Genomic DNA, 20,967 nt, shown 5'->3' with positions numbered 1-20,967 from the left:
TTAGTTAAGTAGATAGATTTTGATAATATTCTTTTACTGCTGATAATGGATTTTCTGCTTCCAAGACCCCAGACATCACAGCAATTCCCTGTGCACCTGCATCGATGACTCCTCTAATATTTGTAGATTTTATACCACCTATCGCTACTACTGGAATTGAAACATGATGAGCTAACAGTTCTAATTGATTTAAACCCTTAGATACTAATCCTGGCTTCGATTGGGTGGGAAAAACATGTCCGAAAATAACATAATCTGCTCCTAGTTCTTGTGCAGTTTGCCCCTCGTCAATTGAATGCACAGAACATCCAACTCTCAAGCTTGTAAACTGTTTTTTAACAATATCTACAGGTAAAGAATGATAGGCTAGTTGGACTCCTGCTACTTTCGACACAATGGCAACATCTACTCGATCATTGATAATTATTTTAGAAAGTGGAACATTATGGTCTGTTAATAAATTCACCATTTCGTAAATCTCATTGGCCGTTTTAGCCTTTTCACGAATATGAATGGCATCGATATATGGATGGATCTGACCTACAATTTCCGCTAATTTCTGAGGTTCCTGTTTCCCAGTGGATATGACATGTAATTCTGCATTTTTCATTCCAACTATCCTCCTCATTTTTGAAAGCAAAGATGATACCCTTAAAATCTATAATTCCAGAAATCAAAAAACCACCCCGGCGTTGGAGTGGTTTGTTATTATATGTATAGACTATAATTACATTTCCACTTCCCTACGCCAGTTCTAATTAGATCAGGTTCAAAGGGTCTGGATTTTCTCCATCTCAGTCTTTAAAGACTCCCCTAGTGTGTTTATATTCAATTATATGAGACTGTTACAAAATATTAATTCAATGCTCCTTTTCGGACCGGCCATCCCTCTAAATTGTAAGCCATTTCCCAAAATGAATATTCGTAATGACTACTAATGATAAAATGTTCTTTCATTTGCTCACGGTCATCCTCTGTTAGCTTTTCAGCAATCTTGTCTAGTCTATTAATTTGTTCCTCGACTAATGTTCTAAAACCTTCTCCACCATATGCTGCAATCCAATCTTGGTAAATTGGTTCTTCAGGGGAACACGTCTGCAGTTTCTCCCCAATTTCATAGTAAAGCCAGTAGCAAGGTAATATTGCTGCGATAATATCACCTAAATGTCCTTGATATGCCACACGATACATATGGGATGTATATGCATAAGCAGTAGGTGACGGCTTGAAGTTTGCTTGTTCTGCTTCAGTAATTCCAAGACGACGTGAAAAGTTTCGATGTAAAGACAATTCTGCTTCATATGTTCCCTGTGCATGAGATGCTAATCTACTTGTAGTGTCAAGATCCTTTGCCCTTGCAGCACCTAAAGCTTGAACCCTTGCAAAATGGGACAAATAATAAGAATCCTGCATGACGTAATACCTGAAACTTTCTAAAGACAATGTACCATCCCCAATTCCGATTACAAACGGATGATGAAAGCTTGCTTTCCAAATGTAATCGGATTCCTCTCTTAAAAGCTTAGAAAATGTCATGAATACTTCCTCCTCAATAATTTTACTCGAATAGTAATCCCTGATTTATAAGAAAAGCGCAAAGCTCAACACTAGCTCGAATTAAGAAAATACTCTTAAAAATATATACTTTCATATTTTTGCATATAAAAAACCACTTTCTTAATAATCATAAGAAAGTGGTTGTATTGGAAAAATAGGTAGAAACGTATTGCTCCGCAACTCCACTTTCCTACGCTGGTGTAAACCAGATCAGGTTCTAAGGGTCTTAAAGTATTACTTTAATCTCAACCTATATAAGTAAGTAAATAATTTCTATTTACTTATAGAAAGGTCCCCCTAGTGGAAGATATTACTATTCAATTGTTCGTAACCATCATAACATGTTTTGGTTTCTTTTCCATTCTAATATGTCATGAAACGATTGAATTAATATTCTATGAGTTTATTTTTCTATTCTTAACTACTATCTCACCTCGAATCACTCTATGTCCACTACTGCTCATACCTGTTACTTCTACCTTAACTTCAGCAACAGATTTCTCTTTGACAACGCCTGTTAATTCCACTCCTTCTCCAACCTGCAGAGGTGCAAGAAACATGACATTCATTTGTTCTATCAGTAAGTGGGCATTCATATAAGACGACAGTATTCGACCTGTGAAACCCATAGTGAGCATTCCATGAACGATGGGCTGATCAAATCCCTTTTGTTGTGCAGCCTCTTGGTCTATATGAATTGGATTGAAATCTTTTGAAACTTCTGCATATCTTGTAATCCAAATCGAAGGAACGTTTTTAATTGAGATCGTCTCGAGTGAATGACCAACTTCTATATCAAATAACGTATTCACTTTTTCATCTCCCCAATTAGTGTAGAGTTTGAAGTGAAGATGACTTTACCTTTTTCATTTTGACCAACTAGTTCATTATCCAAAACAAGGAATGAGCGTTTAGATTTAACCGACTTTAACGTGATCATACACATATAAGTTTGGCCCGCCATCACTGGTTCATTATAGTTAATTGATTGATATTTATGAATAAAAGAGTCACCTCCATTCATCCAAGGTACTTTAATATTTTGCCAAAAAATCATAAGCATGCAGGGTGGTGCTGGAATATCAGCGTACCCTTTATTAATAGCTTCTTTGTAATTGAAAAATAGCGATTCGGTTTCTTCGATTGAACGTGCATAATCAGCAATCATTTCTCTGGTGACTGCTACTTTAAAGGAAGAAGTTGTAAATCCTTCATAGGAATAGTAATCCATTCATTCTTCCTCCTTATATTTTTCAAATAAGGTTGCTATTCCAAGTCCGCCGCCTATTCCGATTGTCGCAATACCATAACGACATTGAATAGACTTCATTTCAGAATAAAGTCGAGTAACAAGAATTGCTCCAGAAGCTCCATATGGATGACCATAGGCAATCGCTCCCCCACCTTTATTAAGTCTTTCATAAGGTATTTGAAGTGCTTTGGCAGAAGCCACAACTTGGGCTGAGAAAGCTTCATTTAATTCGACAATATCAATCTCGTCCATAGTTAATTGAGATTGTAAAAGGAGTCTTTTCACTGCTAGAACTGGTCCAATACCAGGCGTATTCGGATCGACACCTACTGTAACTGCATCTTTAAATTTCAGATGTATCGAAAGTCCAAGTTCTTTTGCTTTTTTTTCAGAAAGAATGAGCGATAACGCAGCGCCATCATTGAGCCCACACGAATTTGCGGCTGTTACAGTACCTGTTTCTATGAAAATAGGTCGTGCTCGTTGAATGAGTTTTTGATAATTCATACCTGGTTTTAATGCTTCATCTCGGTCAAAAGGAACGATTGAAATCTGTTCACTAACAAATCGGTTTTTATGTAAAGAGTCATACGCTCTCTCATAACTTAACGCTGCGAAGGTATCTTGTTCATCTCTAGTTACTCCATATTTTTCTGCTACATTTTCAGCACCGATTCCCATGTCAGGGTCTCCGATTGAATCCGGCGAAAAACGAGCTCGCTTTGGAAAAGTCGACAAACTTGTGCTCTCTACCCCACCTGCCAAGTAAATCTCTCCTGCTCCTGCTTGAATAAGTCGACAAGCAAGATTAATCGCTTCAAGACCTGAACCGCACTGACGGTCAACGGTTAATCCTGGAACCACTAGTGGAAGCCCAGCTGTCAAGGCAGAGAGTCTCGCCAAATTCCCACCAGGTCCTACAACATTTCCGAGAATAACATCGGAAACATCTTCAGGTTTAATACCAGTATTTAGTAAGAGAGCTTTAATCAATTTTGAAACCATTTGCTCAGGTGGAATATCTTTTAAAACTCCTCCCTTTTTCCCAATAATCGTTCTTTTCGAATTGACAACTACAGGTATATTCATTTCAATTGTTCCTTTCGAATAAGACATTCCTTCAACTCTGCACGTGCTATTTTGCCATTTGACGTATAAGGAAATGAATTCACAAAGTGATAAGTTCGAGGTACTTTATAATTTGCTAATTGCTTTCTGCAATAAGATGTCATGACTTGTTTTTTTAGAATTTGATTACTTTTTGTTTTTATAATTGCAACAATTTTTTCTCCCCAATAATCGTCTGGCATTCCAAGAATCATTACCTCTTCAATTTCTTCCATTTGATAAAGAACACTTTCAATTTCTTCAGGATAAACATTCAGCCCTCCCGTAATAATCATGTTATTTTCTCGACCAATGATTGTTAGGAATCCATCCTCATCTTGTTTAGCTAAATCCCCTACAGTTGCCCATCCATTGTCAAAAACCCGGTTTGTTTCAGACTGATTTTGATAATATTCCATAAAAATCATGTCACTCTTCACATATAACAGACCAACTTCCCCAACATCCACTTCACTTCCATCTTTACGAATCGAAATCTCAACATTATGAAACGGTTTCCCTACTGATCCTGTCTTCTGTTCATTCCCATCGTTCTCAAGATACGAAACAAAACTCAATTCAGATGCTCCGTAAAACTCATATTGCTGTGCTTCTTGAAACTGATTTCGGACCTTTTGCTTCAATCCTTCTTCCCATTTTGCCCCAGAAGAAATTAATCTTATTAATTTTTGTCTATCACTGCCCGTCCAAGCTTCTTTTACTAATGGGACAAACATCGTTGGAACTACATACAGTGTTGTAATACTCGACTTTGATAAATGTTCAAACGTTTCACTTACTGAAAATTTCTCCATAAGGGTGATGGAACCACCTAGGAACAACGTGCTAATGGCTGCGTATAAAAATAATGAATGTGCGAGAGGACCAGGAACTAATACACGATCTTCATGAGTGATACCAAATTCAGTCGCACTACAATCAAAGCTCTTCACCCAAGATTTATGGCTTCTAATGAAGCATTTAGCAGCACCTGTTGATCCTGAAGTAAACCCCATATAAAATGGTGCTTCTTCATTAATTTGAATATCAGAAGAGTGATATTCGCTTTCATCTAGTATTTGGTCTAATTCTGATAGTAAGATAATAGTGGAGGAAAGGCCAAACACTTTTTGATAATATTCATGGTTTGTCAATATGAAATTTGGAGAACATTGATCAAGTCGGTCTTTTATTTCTTTTCTCGTCCATTTTATGTCAAAGGGTACTGCTACCCAGCCAGCCTTTGTCGCACCTAAAAACATATGTAAAAAAGCAACAGTATTTGGTAATAAAAGCACGACCTTCTTCATCAATTTACTATTGTCTTGTGACTGAAAATACGAAGATACTAGATTAACTTTTTGATTGAGTTCTTCAAATGTAAACTGTTCTGTTTTTGTTAGAATAGCTATTGAGCTCGGTTTCAATGAAGCCCATTTTCCAAGGGTATCCGTGATTAACATATTCTACAGCTCCATCTAGTTGTTTATTTTTCAGAATTCATTTTTCTCTTATTATAAGTAAACTCTTCCATATGAAATGAAACGTAAGTATTACATTTTTATACTATACGAAAAACCGGGCAAAGTACGCCCGGTCCTTTAAGAAGGGTAACCATAGAAACCCGTTTATTTCCGCTACAGTGGACGCTTTTCACGTGCTTGGCTTCAGTCTCCTCGTCACTGCAAAGACACTGGCTTTTGGGCAGCATCTTTCCTGCGGGGCCTTCAGCTCAAGCTTTTCCCGCAGAAGTCGCCACCTGCGATTCAATCAACTAGTTTGAATTTATCCATCTTTGCAACAAATTCTATTTTTAGTCACAATTATTTGAAATATTGAGCGATACACAGCTAGAAGGAATACTTCTTCTACCCTATTTCTAAAAAGAGAAATACTTGCTCAAAATACCAGAATTTCAGTGTTCATCATGCAAACCACTGTTCTACAATCCTCTGCATCGCTGCGCTAGCTTCGTCACAAAGAATAGGACCAAAGGCAATTTGGTATACCGGGAATACTGGATTCAAGGCTCACTAAATTTATATGCTTTCTTATTTTTTAAAAAAAGAGGCTACAGTAGCCTGTTTTTTAGATTTAAGTATTGATTAGCTGCTTGTTCTTATTTTCCGTTGAGTTGATGCCATGCGCATCATCACAGAATTCTTGTGTAATTGAGAAGCAAAAAGAGAAGCTAATATACATTTTATAACATCCCCTGGGATGAATATTAAACACGAGATGTATGCTTTTGCTAATGGTATTTGAGTAACAAATGCCATATAGGCACCACCAATTAAATACACAATCACAATACCACCGATAAATGTGTATAGCATAAGTTTCCAAAAACTTATTTTCCCTTTAGTATGATCAACAAACCATCCAATTGCAAAAGCGGCGATTGGCCAGCTTAGCAAGAAACCACCTGATGGTCCCATAAATACGGTAATTCCTGTTCTTCCCCCCGGCAATACTGGTGCACCAATAACAATAAGTAATAGAAAAATAGCCAGACTTAGTGCACCACGCTTTGCTCCTAATACCGCGCCTGTGAGCATGACACCGAGCGTTTGAGCCGTGATTGGTACTGGTGAAAAAGGAATTTGCAATGCAGGTAGAAAGCCTAGAATAGCTATTACTGCTGCAAACATTGAGGCTAGCATCATATCTCTTAATTTCATTAAACTTACCCCTCTTTATAAAATGATTCCTGTACATTTATATACTAATGCGATTCCCTATTTACGTCAACTTATATTATTTTTTAGTTGACTAAAAATACTTATTTTAAAGAATTTTTAATATTCGTCACAATGATAGCGTTTCAAATCTTTCTAAATCTTGTAATCGAGGTAAGATTATACAAATTAAAGAATTCTTTTTACTTTTACTAAATTTAAAGGTTAAAAAAGCTTGTCACGAGTGACAAGCTTTAACCATAAGAGAAATTCACATGTTCTTTATTGAGAATTAACTGCTACTACTGTTTCAGGAAGATACTCCTTAGGTGTCCTAACATCTTGTAACCAACATGCTACCGTATGTTTATCTTCTACTACCGTATCTTGTGGTGTGAAGCTATGGCACACCTTCATCGTATGCGGACATCTTGCGGCAAAAGCACAACCTTCACCAAGAGTCGCTAAATCAGGAGGTGAGCCTAAGATAGGCAATAAAGGTTTGGACCGATCTTCATTTAACTTTGGCATCGACTGTAATAGTCCTAATGTATAAGGATGTTGCGGGTTATAGAAAATTTCATCAAGCGTTCCTTGCTCTACAATTTTCCCAGCGTACATAACAGCTACACGGTCCGCCATATTCGCTACTACTCCTAAATCGTGAGTTATTAATATAATGGCTGTATCCATTTTTTGTTGCAAGTCTTTCATTAAATCCAAAATCTGTGCTTGAATCGTTACATCAAGTGCAGTTGTAGGTTCATCTGCAATTAAAACTTTTGGATTACAAGCAAGTGCCATGGCAATGACTACACGTTGTCGCATTCCTCCTGAAAACTGGTGTGGGTAATCTTCTAACCTTGCTTCAGCACTTGGAATACCCACTAACTTCATCATTTCCAGTGCACGTTTGTGAGCAACCGTTTTAGATAAGTTTTGATGTTTTTGTAAACCTTCCATAATTTGTTTTCCAACTTTCATCGTCGGATTTAAAGATGTCATGGGGTCTTGGAAAACCATTGAAATTTCAGACCCACGTATTTCCTGCATTTTTTTTATCGAAAGTTTTAATAAACTTCTATCTTCATATAAAATATCGCCTTTTGTAATTTCCGAATTATGTTTCGGTAACAGACGCATAATCGATTTCGCTGTGACTGATTTTCCCGACCCAGATTCACCAACTATTGCGAGTGTTTCACCTTTGTTCAATTCAAAACTAACTCCTCTTACAGCTGTAATTCTTCCGGTTTGGGTCTTGAATGACACATGCATGTTAACAACTTTCAGTATATTTCTCTCCATTTTGGACCCTCCCCTATTTTCTCATTTTCGGATCTAATGCATCTCGTAATCCATCCCCAAGTAAATTAAAACAAATCATAATTGTACTAATAATCACCGCTGGGTAAATTAACTTATATGAAAAGAAACGCATCGACTTATAACCATCTTCAATTAACACACCTAGAGATGCCAGTGGTGCCTGTAAACCTAAACCGATAAAACTTAAGAATGCTTCAAAGAAAATTGCCGTCGGAATTGTGAACATAACTGTAACGATTATTGGACCCATAACATTTGGCAATAAGTGTTTCCATATAAGTCGTGAGTTAGATGCTCCGAGCGTCTTCGAAGCTAACACAAACTCTTGACCTTTCAATTGCAAAATTTGTCCTCGAACAACTCGTGCCATTCCAACCCAACCTGTAATAATCATCGCTAAAATAATTGACCTTATACCGGGTTCTAATATAAGGATAAAGAGGATGATAACAATTAAATTAGGTATACCCATAAGTACTTCTATAATTCGTTGCATAATGTTATCTACACGCCCACCATAAAATGATGAAATCCCTCCGTAAATTACACCGATGATTAAATCGAGCACTGCTGCAACTAAAGCGATGAAAAGAGAAATCTGTGTCCCTTTCCAAACTCGAGTCCATAAATCGCGACCGAATTCATCTGTTCCGAACCAGTAATTCACTTGAATTTCTCGCTTTTCATATTGGTCGATACCCTTTGAATCGCTTCCGTTTAAACCTAACCACTCTAAACCTTGTACTTTAGGTGGCAAGTTGGAATGTTCAATATTTTGACTTCGGTAAGTATAGTCGTTCAGACTAGGTCCGATAATAGCTGTGGCTATTAATATCAGAAGTAAAACTAGTGAAATCATTGATCCTTTATTTTTTGTTAGTCTCTGAAAAGCCTCTTTCCAGAAAGAAACAGATGGTGATCCAATTTCCTCACTCTTTTTTTGATCTAGTGGTGCCTTTACAAACAAATCCGCAGTGATTTCAACTGAATTATATTCTTCTTTTATTTGATTATCATTTTCTATACGGACTTCTTTATCTGAATTTTTCATGCTGATTCCCCCTTATAATTAATTCGGGGATCTAAAAATCCATAAATAATATCGACTAAAAAAACGACAAATATAAATAATGCACTATAAAATATCGAAATTCCCATAATTACGCTATAGTCTAGAACCAGAATAGACAACGTAAACTGTTCACCGAGACCCGGTACAGCAAATATTTTTTCAATAACTAACGTCCCTGTCATTATTGCCACGGCAAGTGGTCCTAACATAGTCACAACTGGAATGAGTGCATTTCGAATAACATGTTTTACGATTACTTGCTTTTCAGTTACCCCTTTTGCTCTCGCAGTTACTACATAATCTTGACCGAGTACTTCCAACATCTCACTTCTAATAAACCTAGCAACAGTTGCAATAACCGTAACTGATAATGCAAATGATGGTAATATGGTACTGGAATATCCTTCCCATAGAGCTACAGGTAACCATTCAAGCTTTACACCGACATAATATTGAAGCAGTGCGGCAAAAACGAAAGATGGGATTGACATACCTAAAACAGCTAACGTTACAGAACCATAGTCAAAAATCGAATTATGTTTTAATGCAGATACGATTCCGAGCACTAAGCCGATTATTGCACCAAAGATAAGTGCTTGTAGTCCGATAAAAGCAGAAGGACCTATACGGTCGCTAATTATACTTGAGACAGTTCTACCTGCATTTTGAAATGAGTAACCTAAATCACCTTGTACCAAATTCCCAAGGTACCGTATGTATTGAATTCCGACGGGTTGATCAAGTCCATATTTTGCATTTAATATGAGCATTTGTTGTTCTGTTAACTTTTCAGGATTTGTAAAAGGTGTCCCTGGGAGAAGTTGCATTAGAAAAAAAGTTATCGTAACGACTACAAAAAGAGTAAGTAACATATAGCCAATTCGCTGGATAAGGTATTGCTTCATACGAACACCCCTTCTGAAAGAAAAAAGTTTAATAAAAAAAGTACGAGGGTGCCACAATTCGGCTACACCCTCGTACTTATAGCTGTATAACCTCTAAATTATTCTTCGATGGATGCCCACTTGAAACTAAACTCAGCACCAGTTGGGTGTACTAGAACATCTTTAATTTTCTTTCTAATTAAGATGGATTCACCCTCTTGGTAAAGTGGTGCAATTGCTGCATCCTCTTCCAATAAGATTTTTTCAAGATTTAAGAGCATTACATAGCGTTTTGCAAGATCAGTTTCATTTCTAGCTTCTGTGACTAATGCATCCAACTTCGGATTGTAATAATCCATACGGTTAGCAGATCCATCTTTCAACCACATATCCAGATATGTCATCGGGTCACTGTAGTCTGGTCCCCATGAAGATAGAGATAAATCAAATTCAATTGCTTTTTCAATAACAAGACGTTGGGCAAAAGGAACTGCCTTAATATCCAATTTGAATCCAGGTAGATTATCTTCTAGCTGCGCTTGAATGTATTCAGCTACTTTTTTATGATCATCTGAATCTGCGATGTTAATGGATACCGTTAAATCTTTTTGACCAGTTTCTTTTAAGCCTTGCTCCCATAGTTTTTGGGCTTCTTCAATTGTTCCTGTATTAAAGTCTCCGTTTATCTCACGGAAATCTTTATTGTCAGGTGAGTTATAGAAACCACCTGGAACAACTCCATTTAAAGGTGTAGACCCATCTTTTAAAATAACATCCGTTAAACTTTTTTTATCTATTGCCATATTAATCGCTCTACGAATGTCTTTGTTTCCTAATACAGGATGATTATGATTGAAACGCAAGAAGACTAGACCTGATTCTTTCATAGTTTGAAAGTTTTCATCATCTTTATATTGATCGACTAAGGCAGAACTTAACTCGACACGATCTACTTTTTCTGTCTCATACAAATTCGTTCCAGTTGATGGGTCTTTTACAACAAAAACGTTGATTTTATCCAACTTTACTGCATCTGCATCCCAGTACTTTTCGTTCTTTTCATATTTCCAACCTTGCTCATGCGTCCATTCAACAAGTTTATATGGTCCGTTAAATAGTATATTGTCATATTCAAGGGCATATTGATCACCTTGTTCTTCAACAAATTTTTGGTTTTGTGGTAAGAAAGTCGGGAATGTCAATAACGTTTGGAATAGTGGGTTTGGTCCTTCTAGCGTTACTTCAAGTGTTTTTTCGTCAATTGCTTTAATACCAAGTTCATCTGAATCTTTTTCTTCATTCAAAATTGATTCGGCATTTTTAATACCTGCCGTTACGAACATGAAGCCATACGCGCTATTTTCCTTCATTACTCGTTTCCACGCGAATTCAAAATCTTGTGCTGTCACAGGATCTCCGTTACTCCAGTTTGAGTCACGTAATGTAAATGTGTGGGTGATTTTATCATCGCTTTCTACATGTTCAGTAGCTAAAGCTTTAATCGGTAAGTTATTTTCATCTTGGCGATATAATCCTTCATTTACGTTGTTTAATACTGTAAATGCTATACCATCGTGCGCTTTTGTAGAATCGAGAGTAGGAACATCAGCAGGCTCTGTAATATTTAGGACTTGGCTAGCATCTTTATTGCCTTCAGTCTTTTCATCCGTTTTTTCTGAAGAACTAAAGTTACATCCAGATAATATTAGTGCGAATACCATACAAAGGATGAATGCTGAATTTTTTAACTTTCTTCTCATATTTTTATCCCCTTTAAATTTCTTATTTTCTACATCATAAATGCTATTTTACTATTTGGCAATAAGATATTTTAATTTTCAAACAATATAATAATGTGATAATCTTTCAATAGAAGATAAGATGAAAGGAATGTCAATTTATGATATCTAGAAACAAATTACTTTTTACGTCAATAATAGTTTCATTGATGGTGCCCTTCATACTTTATAAATCTTGGAGCATCAGTATATGGATAGATTCACTTTTTTTAGTTGGACTATTACTACTAATCATTTGTTCAATCATGATTTTAATTGAAGGCGATTTTTTTACAGCATTCATTAAAAGTTCCAAACATTTTTTATATCGTATGAGCAAAAAAGAACAAGTTATACGTGAAAGTGAAAAGAGACCGAATCACACAGTCATTTATCGTAAGAATTTCCCATCACGTAAAAACTTCTTTGAAATAGGCATTCTATTTTGTGTTATCAGTTTGACCGTTTCAATCTTTTCTTTTATTTAGGAAGATGGCGTACAAAGTTTTTAAATGCAAAACCTTTCACTTGATCTTCCGAGTAATGTTTTAAAAGTTCATTTAATAGATTTTGTTGCATTGAGGCATTTTCCAAATTGACTATTTTTGCTGAAATTCCGTCAAAATCAGAACCGAGACCAATATTATTTTCCCCACCTAAGGAGCAGAAATGATCGATATGTTCAATTAAATCACCAATTTCTACATTCTTCCTTTCCTTGATAAACTCAGGGCAATACACCACATGGACCATTGCATCTTTTTCAAACATAGCTTTTGCTTGCTCGTCAGTTAAGTTTCTAACATGATTCATGATAAACCTAGAGTTTGAATGACTGGCAACTGGAAATTTTGCTTTATCAATAACATCCCAAAAAGCTTGTTCACATAAATGCGATACATCTGTAAGTATTTTGTGGTCATTGTTAAACTCAACGATTTCTTCACCGAACGATGTTAGACCAGCGCCACGCTTTTCTCCTGCCCCATCAGCTGCCAAATTTGTATTATTCCATGTCAGGCCAACAGAACGTACACCTAATTGATATAATATGGAGAGTTTATGCAAGTCATTGCCAATTACATCTACTCCTTCAAGCGTTAGCAATGCCCCTATCTCGTTCTCTTTTAATCGTTCAATATCTGACCACTCTTTTATTAATTTCATATCCGGGTTATTTTCGAGAACATCTGTGTAAAAATAATGGATTTGATCAAGTGCTACTTGAAATTTTTGTTCTGTTTTAATATCAGGACACACAAAAATTGCAAAAGCTTGAACTTTTACTTCCCCTTTTTTCAGTCGTTCCATATTCGTATCGAGTTCATTTGCGTCTTTAAATTTCATTTTTCCTCGTGAGTTATTGAGCTTTAATAAAACATCGCAATGCAAATCAATTATATTCAATTTCCCTATCCCCTTTTTTCTTGTTATTAAAATTTTGTTACCTATTTTTTTACACAAAAAAACCCAGGCAACTAGCTTAGCCTGCTGGATTTATTTACTATACTTTTATTTTACTTATACAATTAACTTACAACAGCATGTGTTGTAGCTGTTGGATAGCATTGAACGCCATCCGTTGTTACTAGTTTTCTAAATTCTGATAACAGATAATTTGTGACTGGACCTGGTTTACCATCCTGAATTTTTCTACCATCCACTTCAATGACAGCAATTACCTCTACAGCTGTTCCAGTTAAGAAAACTTCATCCGCCACATATACGTCATGTCTTGTAAATGGTGTTTCTTTTAGTTCATAGCCGTTTTTGTTGGCAAGATCGATAATGGCATTTCGTGTAATTCCATCTAAGGCACCAAGATAAACCGGCGGTGTAATTATTACGCCATTTTTAACAATGAATATATTATCTGCTGATCCTTCTGTTACATAGCCTTGAGCATTTAACATAAGTGCTTCATCTACTCCAGCCTGATTGGCTTCTAGCTTAACAAGTATATTATTAAGATAATTAAGCGATTTAACTTGCGGGCTTAATACATCTGGGCTACTTCTTCGTGATGCTACAGAGCCAATTCGCAGTCCCCGTTGATATAGTTCCTGAGGGAAAAGAGCGAGCTTTTCAGCTATAACAATAACTCGTGGTTGTGAGCAAGAGGCTGGATCGAGGCCTAGATTCCCCATACCTCGAGAGACAACAACACGAATATAGGCACTATCGAGTTGATTTTTTTTAATGGTGTCCACAATAATTTGCACCATTTCCTCCTTCGTGTATGGAATATTTAACATGATGGATTGTGCAGATTCATATAAACGTTGAACGTGTTCGGCCATCCTAAAAACATTTCCACTATAAACGCGAATGCCTTCGAATACCCCATCTCCATACAGAAATCCATGATCGTAGACTGAAACGACTGCATCTTCTTTCTTTACAAACTGACCACCTAAGAAAATCCATTGATTGCTCATACATAACCACTCCTCTCTTTAACAACTCTCAAACTTCAGTAAGAGTATTAAGCGTTTTTTTGAACACGAATTAAATTCTGAATAATCCGAAATTTAGTTGTTGAAGTTAATCATACAACATTTATATTCAGAATCAACTACTTATTTCTTAAAAGATTAGAGATTTTATATAATAATTATTTAAGATAGCGCTTTCATTGTTGTTTTAATAGGTTAAATATAATCTAATAAAAAGATTGTAAATTTTTATAAAACGCTTACATATACCTGGATTATTAAATTTTATTTTAGCAACAGTATTACATATGCAATTTAGTGGAATTTTTTAAATGATTAAGGAAAATAATGTTCAGTATAATTCATCAGGTAGACCGAATACTAAAGATGTTTAATACATGAAAGGAGGACTGATTGTAAAATGAGATTTATTACTTGGGGCGCAATTGGAGCTACTATTTTTGGAGTAGTCAGAGGAATACAAAACGGAACTTTTCAGCAAATGATGAAAAACATGCCGACTAAATTAAATGCCCAGAATTTACAACAGATGGCACAACCAATGCAAGGGATGGCGCAAGGAATGCAGAATATGGCAAAGCCAATGCAAGGAATGCCTAATAACCCTAAAACTGAAAATTCAACAAAACAACAAGGATACTAATTTGTTTCTAATTCTAAAAATTTAATAATTAATTAGCAATTTTTAAAACTGTCTATAGGTCAACCGGTAAGGTTCACCTATAGGCTTTTATTATTTTAATTGCTTTTAGCATGGAATTACTTTTTATGTATAATTTTTAACCTTTAAAAATCAGATAGGAAGTAATCAAATAACCAAGCATGATTAATAATGAAGGCATCATGTAAGAAAAAGTAGTGGTAACCCTTTTACGCATTAACGAAATCATAACCAATACAGATAAAACTGTTACTGTCATAGCAGTAATTTCATGTGAATGCGCTACATTTGAAAGAATAGGACCTTGTCTATAAACGATATCCGTTCCCATAAGAATTAACATATTAAAAATGTTACTTCCAAGAATTGAACCGATTGCAATATTTATATTCCTCAATCTTAACGCAACAAATACAGCCACCGCTTCAGGCAATGATGTAGTCGCTGCCATAAGAAAACTACCAATAAAAGTTGATCCAAGTCCTGTTTTCTCTGCAATTATATCCCCGGATATGGACAACAAAGTCCCTGCTATCATAATTGCTACCGCAGCAAGAAGAAAAGTTATTATAGCTTTTCGTATGGTTGTTGTTGGTTTTTTCACCTTTGAATTACCTATCACTTTTTCATCAAATTCATGAGTCATTAATTGATTATCAGGTAATCCTTCTGATATTCTGCTTATTACATACATGCCTGTCCCGTAAACAATAGCTATCAACAGTGAATCAATCCCCACACCGAGTACCACATAATCTAATTTACGAACTAACGCAATAAGGGTCATTGTAGTTAAAATTAGCCCTAATCCTGCAGTATATAAGTGGCCTTTATTTGCTTGTTGAAGCAATCGGTTCTTTCTATAATAAACATCAAAACATGCAATAATGAAGAGGTTAAACATGTTTGAACCTAACATATTCCCTATTGCAATATCTGGATTTTCAATTAAGACAGAAGAAATACTTGTCGTTACTTCGGGGAGTGAAGTCGCACCTCCTAGTAGCACTGTACCGACAAGTAATCCACCAAGAGAAGTTTTTCCACCTAATACATCTGCATTGTTGGACAGCTCAATCGCCGCTAAAATCGTAACGATTGCCGCCAACCCAAATACTAAATAGACCATTACCTTCCCCCTTTTTTTTAAAGGTTTCTCCTACAAAAATACCGAATTTTATAATTCTATTAAAATAGAGGTCTTTTCATTACAAAATAATCGCACATTTTTTAAAAGGTTGTTATTTTCCACTTTCAATTCAGAGGTAAATGACTGTTTCAGCGATTAGCTTAAAAGATATAAAAAATAACAATCCCTATTAAAAGAATTGTTGGTATAAATTTCATTTTTTGAAGCCCACTAGAAGCACTATGTAAAGCATATGAAGAATCCAGCACCTTGCTAATTGCTGGATTCTTAATTAAATCTATATATTCTTTCATACGATGACTTATTTTATATGAAGAATCAGTTACAAATTCTATAATATCTGAGATAAAAAAAGTTTGGTTCTGTCATGTTTTGGATTATCAAATATTTCACTAGGAGGTCCAACCTCTATAATCTCTCCAAAATCAAACAGAACAATACGGTCAGCTACTTCACGAGCAAAGTTCATCTCGTGTGTAACAACCATCATGGTGATTCCGGATCCAGCTAACGTTTTTATAACATCCAAAACTTCTTTAATCATTTCAGGATCTAAAGCAGAAGTTGGTTCATCAAATAACAGGATTTTAGGTTGCATAGCTAATGCTCTTGCAATCGCAACCCTTTGCTGTTGTCCCCCTGAAAGTTGCCCCGGGTATTTATGGGCTTGTTCAGGAATACCGACCCGTTCTAGTAACTCCAAGGCTATTTTTTCCGCTTTGGCTCTGGACCACTTACGGACCCAAATAGGTGCTAGAGTTATATTTTTTAAAATGGTCATATGTGGGAACAAGTTAAATGATTGAAAGACCATCCCTGTTTCCATACGAATGGCTTCGATATCAGCAACATCATTGGATAGAGGAATACCGTCAACGGTTATTTCCCCTTTCTGAATTTCTTCTAAACCATTCACGGTCCTGATAAATGTAGATTTTCCTGAACCGGAAGGACCTAATATCACCACGACTTCTCCTTGTTTTACATTTAACGATACGTCTTTTAAAACATGGAGACTACCGAACCATTTATTTAAGTTACTACATACTACTATATCTTCTCTTTGATCGAGAGGTATCTCTACGTTAAAGTCTTCAAACATACATGATCCTCCTTTGGATTTAAATGCAGGATTTTTTTTTTATCGCTTACCTACGCCTAAAGCTCCTTCTATCCTTCTACTCGCATAGGACATCATATTACAGAAGATAAGGAAGATTACGGCGATGAATATAAATACTTCCATCTGTGTCCCAAGAAACTCGGGATTGGAAATTATATTCTTACCTATACCGAGTATATCGGTTAAGCCGACAATGGCTACGAGTGAGGTATCTTTGAATATTCCTATAAATAGGCCAACAATTGCTGGGATAACAGCACGTAACGCCTGCGGCAAGATAATAAAAGTCATCTTAAATGTTGCATTTAATCCAAGTGCCTCTGCAGCTTCAAATTGACCTCGAGGGATTGATTGCAATCCTCCACGTATATTCTCTGCCAAATAAGCGGCAGTAAATAGGGTGAATCCAACCATAGCTCTAACGACATTATCAATATTTATCCCCTCACCCAAAAACAAGGGTAACATCAGTTGAGCAACAAATAATATCGTAATCAACGGAACTCCACGGATCAATTCAATATAAGCAATACTGAACCAACGAATAATAGGTAGTTTACTTCTTCTCCCTAGAGCAAGTAAAACACCTAAAGGGAAGGAAAAAACAATCGCTACAATAGCTATTAGTAAAGTTAATAAGAAGCCACCCCATAAATTTGTCCCAACATGATTAAATATCCCAAATCCACTTAAAAGAAAAATAATTACTGGGAACATCATGAACCATCCTACGAGGATAAATTTCTTCAACTTTAATCCTTTTCTTCCTACTAAACATGTAGCAACAATCGCAATTATATTGATTAACAACCATATACGTGTTTCTATCATGACGAAAGGTAAACTAGCTAGGATGATATACAAACCAGTCACAATCGTCGATAAATGTCCTATTGTTCCCTTCCAAATCCCCCAGGAAAGACCCATAAGAATAGAAATAAGAGTTAAGATTATCCAAACCCTCCATAATTCTGTGACCGGGTATTGACCCACTACGAGTAACCTAAAGTTAGCTGAAATAACATGCCAATTGGCATTAAAGAATATCCATTCAATTGAATTTTTTAAAACTAAATACGTAATGGACGCAAAGACGATCGTCAGAACCACGTTTACCCAATTACTAAATAAATTCTCTTTTAACCAACCTAAAACACCTATTGATGAATTAGGTGGAGCTATCTCTGTTCGTACTAGTTCTTTTATTTTTAATTCATCTTTATCCATTTTGCTCACCTCTCTACCAGTTGCGAATATTTGTTAAATATATTCATCAAAAGTGACGTGAATAAGCTCATTGATAAGTAGACGAGAATTACAATAGAAATAACCTCAATGCTTCGACCCGTTTGACTTAGTATCGTAATTCCAACACCTACTAGTTCTTGATAGGCAACAGCTGCGGCTAAGCTTGAATTCTTTATTAGATTTAAATATTGACTCGTTAGGGGAGGAATAATAATCCGAATAGCCTGGGGTAGAACTACGAGTCTTAAGATGGTTGGGCTTTTCAAGCCTAATGCTTTTGCTGCTTCAACTTGTCCTTTTGGAACGGCCAAAATACCTCCACGAACAATTTCAGCAATAAAAGAAGCAGTGTACATAACGAGTGCAACTAAAAGTGCACCAAATCCTGGTCCAATTGTATAACCACCTAAGTAACCCCTTCCTGCAATTTCTGGGATACTTAATAGAAGTGGTGACTCCAATGTGACAAACCAAGCAATTATTAATAAGCTAACAATCGAACTACTTGCCCAGAAAAAAGGATATTTTCTCTGACCTGTTTCTACTTGTCGTTTGATTCTAATTTTCCATACAACAAAAGAAAGAATAATACCGATAAGGAATGCAATCAACCAAATAAAGGAAGAAGGAGTCAACCCTAACCATGGGATAACAGCTCCTCTATTGCTAAAATAGAATAATCCAAATACATCAAGGCTTTTCTCAATAACAGGGAAGCTTAAAAATACAGCATAAAACCAAATGAAAATTTGAACTAAAAGAGGGGTGTTTCGGAAAATTTCGACATAAGCAGCCGCCACAGTTCTTACTAACCAGTTAGTAGATAATCGAGAAACCCCTACTATGAAACCTAGGATTGTTGCTAAGATAATTCCAATAAAAGCCACTTTTATCGTATTTAGAATACCTACAATAAATGCTTTTCCATAGGTATCCTTTGAGGAAAAATCAATCACCTTATCCCCAATATCGAATGCAGCCATTTTTCCTAAAAAGTCGAACCCAAAGACCATCCCAATTTGCCTCATGCCTGCAAGAGCATTGGAAAAAAAGAAAACTCCAGCAACAACAACTATCACAGCAAATATAACTTGTAGAAGAATGGGGATGACTCTTTTGTCTCTCCAAAAAGGAGTTGACGTTGAAGATGAATGTTTATTCACGTATCTCACCTCACAGTAGTTTTACTATCCCTATAAACGATAATAGGTCTGTCCCTAGCTTAGAAGGTATACAGACCTATTTTCAATTTAGCTATAATTGGTACCTTATCGGAAAGGTGGTGAATACATTAAGCCACCATTTGTCCAAAGTTCATTTGGACCACGCTCTAAATTAAACACGGTTTCTGGACCAAGATGACGATCATAAAGCTCACCGTAGTTACCTACAGCTTTAATTACTTGAACAACAAAGTCCTTCTCTAATCCAAGTTGCTCGCCCAAATCCCCTTCAACACCTAGGAATCGACGGATTTCAGGATCATCACTATCCATGAAACTTTCAATATTCCCCTGAGTAATACCATACTCTTCAGCTTGAATTAACGCGTATACAGTCCATGATACAACAGCAACGAATTTAGAATCACCATCTTTCACAGATGGCGCAAGAGGTTCTTTAGACAATACCTCCGTTAAGATAAAATGATCATCCGGTTTGGATAATGTAGATCGTCGAGAAACAAGTCCAGAACGATCTGTTGTGAATGCATCCACACTGCCTTGTTCATATGCAGATATTGCGGCATCCTGATTATCAAATACTACAGGCTCATAACTGACTCCTATCTTACGCATTTGATCCGCCAAATTAAGTTCTGTTGTAGTTCCTGATTCAACAGCAATCCGAGATCCTTCTAAGTCTGCTAAACTTTCAATTCCGCTATCTTTACGTACCATCATGCCTTGTCCGTCATAAAAAGTTACTGGTGCAAATGCAAGACCTACTGACGCGTCTCGAGAAGTTGTATGAGTGGTATTTCTTGCTAATACATCCACTTCACCCGTTTGAACAGCAATAAAACGTTCCTCTGCGGATAATGGTCTGAATTCAACAGCAGTTGGATCCCCAAAGATAGCCGCTGCAACTGCTCTCGTAATATCAATATCCATTCCTTCATAACTTCCATCTGAAGCTACATAACCGAAACCAGGTATCGTAGCGTTAACACCACCAACTAATTTCCCTCGCTTCTTGATAACTTCTAGCAGTGACTTCGTGTTAATTTCCTCATCCGATTTTTCTGAACATCCAGCTAAGATAACCGAAAAAACTAGTAACATACTTAAAATTGCGAATAAATATTTTTTCATATTTTAATCCAGCCCCCTATTTTTATAGTAACTTTCTAATGAAAATACTATTTAGTTTAATCTATCCCCCTTTAATAGATATTTAATAAAAAATAGTCTACTTAACTCTATGATGTGGACCGTTCGAAAATACCAAATAATTAAGGGATTTGTTTTAATATTCTAAGTATTAAACTACTAAAGTGCTCAAATTCGTTTGTAGAACTAGACAAACCTACTATGAAATGAATGAAATTACCTATATATATTTATACTTTTAAATTTTTCAAGGAACTCTTCTCTCTTTTATTACAGTTGATTTAGAGTTTGAATAAATCTCTTTCTCTAGAATGGTTACTTCTTTAATAGATTTTTTAA

General features: G+C 36.0%; 20 protein-coding genes and 2 riboswitches. Of the genes, 2 read left to right on the top strand and 18 right to left on the bottom strand.

Annotation, left to right across the window (positions count from 1 at the left end):
* Window positions 1-4 precede the first annotated feature (4 nt).
* The 11 genes from tenI to E2636_RS03615 all read right to left on the bottom strand — a co-directional run bounded on the left by tenI (window position 5) and on the right by E2636_RS03615 (window position 11,639).
* A complete protein-coding gene (gene tenI / locus E2636_RS03665) occupies window positions 5-610 on the bottom strand; it encodes a thiazole tautomerase TenI (RefSeq protein WP_134209036.1) in 606 nt (201 codons plus the stop codon).
* Window positions 611-723: 113 nt separating this feature from the next.
* Window positions 724-825, bottom strand: a riboswitch (TPP riboswitch).
* A 30-nt stretch (window positions 826-855) separates the two neighbouring features.
* The gene (tenA, locus tag E2636_RS03660; RefSeq protein ID WP_134209035.1) at window positions 856-1,536 is read right to left on the bottom strand and encodes a thiaminase II; all 681 of its coding nucleotides are present in this window, start codon (window positions 1,534-1,536) and stop codon (window positions 856-858) included.
* 191 nt (window positions 1,537-1,727) lie between these two features.
* Window positions 1,728-1,866: riboswitch (TPP riboswitch) on the bottom strand.
* Between the two features lie 86 nt (window positions 1,867-1,952).
* Window positions 1,953-2,369, bottom strand: a complete 417-nt coding sequence (locus E2636_RS03655; RefSeq protein ID WP_134209034.1) for a MaoC family dehydratase — start codon at window positions 2,367-2,369, stop codon at window positions 1,953-1,955.
* The gene (locus tag E2636_RS03650; protein WP_134209033.1) at window positions 2,366-2,788 is read right to left on the bottom strand and encodes an FAS1-like dehydratase domain-containing protein; all 423 of its coding nucleotides are present in this window, start codon (window positions 2,786-2,788) and stop codon (window positions 2,366-2,368) included. Before E2636_RS03650 ends, E2636_RS03655 begins: the two co-directional genes overlap by 4 nt.
* Window positions 2,789-3,898 (bottom strand): acetyl-CoA C-acyltransferase, encoded by a 1,110-nt coding sequence (locus tag E2636_RS03645; RefSeq protein WP_134211741.1) that lies wholly within the window; start codon window positions 3,896-3,898, stop codon window positions 2,789-2,791.
* The gene (locus E2636_RS03640; protein WP_134209032.1) at window positions 3,895-5,379 is read right to left on the bottom strand and encodes an AMP-binding protein; all 1,485 of its coding nucleotides are present in this window, start codon (window positions 5,377-5,379) and stop codon (window positions 3,895-3,897) included. The genes E2636_RS03645 and E2636_RS03640 overlap by 4 nt, the downstream gene beginning before the upstream one ends.
* A 642-nt stretch (window positions 5,380-6,021) precedes the next feature.
* Window positions 6,022-6,597: a biotin transporter BioY gene (locus E2636_RS03635; RefSeq protein ID WP_134209031.1), complete on the bottom strand. Its 576-nt coding sequence runs from the start codon at window positions 6,595-6,597 to the stop codon at window positions 6,022-6,024.
* Window positions 6,598-6,876: 279 nt separating this feature from the next.
* Window positions 6,877-7,902 (bottom strand): ABC transporter ATP-binding protein, encoded by a 1,026-nt coding sequence (locus E2636_RS03630; protein ID WP_134209030.1) that lies wholly within the window; start codon window positions 7,900-7,902, stop codon window positions 6,877-6,879.
* A 13-nt stretch (window positions 7,903-7,915) separates the two neighbouring features.
* A complete protein-coding gene (gene opp3C, locus E2636_RS03625; protein WP_134209029.1) occupies window positions 7,916-8,974 on the bottom strand; it encodes an oligopeptide ABC transporter permease in 1,059 nt (352 codons plus the stop codon).
* Entirely contained in the window at window positions 8,971-9,900 is a 930-nt protein-coding gene (locus E2636_RS03620; protein ID WP_134209028.1) for an ABC transporter permease, read from the bottom strand. Before E2636_RS03620 ends, opp3C begins: the two co-directional genes overlap by 4 nt.
* 98 nt (window positions 9,901-9,998) lie before the next feature.
* A complete protein-coding gene (locus E2636_RS03615) occupies window positions 9,999-11,639 on the bottom strand; it encodes a peptide ABC transporter substrate-binding protein (protein WP_134209027.1) in 1,641 nt (546 codons plus the stop codon).
* A 284-nt stretch (window positions 11,640-11,923) separates the two neighbouring features.
* On the opposite strand from E2636_RS03615, the gene E2636_RS19270 reads away from it, so the two are divergent.
* On the top strand, window positions 11,924-12,145 hold the full coding sequence (locus E2636_RS19270; protein WP_243840766.1) for a hypothetical protein: 222 nt from the start codon (window positions 11,924-11,926) through the stop codon (window positions 12,143-12,145).
* On the opposite strand, the gene E2636_RS03605 is transcribed toward E2636_RS19270, so the two are convergent.
* Window positions 12,138-13,064, bottom strand: coding sequence for a dipeptidase (locus E2636_RS03605; RefSeq protein WP_134209025.1), 927 nt, complete (start codon window positions 13,062-13,064; stop codon window positions 12,138-12,140). The two genes, E2636_RS19270 and E2636_RS03605, sit on opposite strands and share 8 nt — an antisense overlap.
* A gap of 122 nt (window positions 13,065-13,186) precedes the next feature.
* A complete protein-coding gene (gene ilvE / locus E2636_RS03600; RefSeq protein WP_134209024.1) occupies window positions 13,187-14,095 on the bottom strand; it encodes a branched-chain-amino-acid transaminase in 909 nt (302 codons plus the stop codon).
* A gap of 418 nt (window positions 14,096-14,513) precedes the next feature.
* On the opposite strand from ilvE, the gene E2636_RS03595 reads away from it, so the two are divergent.
* A complete protein-coding gene (locus tag E2636_RS03595; protein WP_134209023.1) occupies window positions 14,514-14,756 on the top strand; it encodes a hypothetical protein in 243 nt (80 codons plus the stop codon).
* 136 nt (window positions 14,757-14,892) lie between these two features.
* On the opposite strand, the gene E2636_RS03590 is transcribed toward E2636_RS03595, so the two are convergent.
* The 5 genes from E2636_RS03590 to E2636_RS03570 all read right to left on the bottom strand — a co-directional run bounded on the left by E2636_RS03590 (window position 14,893) and on the right by E2636_RS03570 (window position 20,610).
* Window positions 14,893-15,903 carry a sodium:calcium antiporter gene (locus tag E2636_RS03590; protein ID WP_134209022.1) on the bottom strand — a complete coding sequence of 337 codons (1,011 nt, stop codon included), beginning with the start codon at window positions 15,901-15,903 and terminating at the stop codon, window positions 14,893-14,895.
* Window positions 15,904-16,255: 352 nt separating this feature from the next.
* Window positions 16,256-17,026 (bottom strand): amino acid ABC transporter ATP-binding protein, encoded by a 771-nt coding sequence (locus tag E2636_RS03585; RefSeq protein ID WP_134209021.1) that lies wholly within the window; start codon window positions 17,024-17,026, stop codon window positions 16,256-16,258.
* A gap of 39 nt (window positions 17,027-17,065) precedes the next feature.
* The gene (locus E2636_RS03580; protein ID WP_134209020.1) at window positions 17,066-18,274 is read right to left on the bottom strand and encodes an amino acid ABC transporter permease; all 1,209 of its coding nucleotides are present in this window, start codon (window positions 18,272-18,274) and stop codon (window positions 17,066-17,068) included.
* A gap of 5 nt (window positions 18,275-18,279) precedes the next feature.
* On the bottom strand, window positions 18,280-19,458 hold the full coding sequence (locus tag E2636_RS03575) for an amino acid ABC transporter permease (RefSeq protein ID WP_134209019.1): 1,179 nt from the start codon (window positions 19,456-19,458) through the stop codon (window positions 18,280-18,282).
* Between the two features lie 105 nt (window positions 19,459-19,563).
* Window positions 19,564-20,610 (bottom strand): amino acid ABC transporter substrate-binding protein, encoded by a 1,047-nt coding sequence (locus E2636_RS03570; protein WP_134209018.1) that lies wholly within the window; start codon window positions 20,608-20,610, stop codon window positions 19,564-19,566.
* Between the last annotated feature and the right edge of the window lie 357 nt (window positions 20,611-20,967).

This window comes from Paenisporosarcina antarctica (assembly GCF_004367585.1).
GTDB lineage: Bacteria > Bacillota > Bacilli > Bacillales_A > Planococcaceae > Paenisporosarcina > Paenisporosarcina antarctica.
Note: the sequence above shows the minus strand (reverse complement) of the source record. Positions and strands in the feature narration are given on the sequence as shown.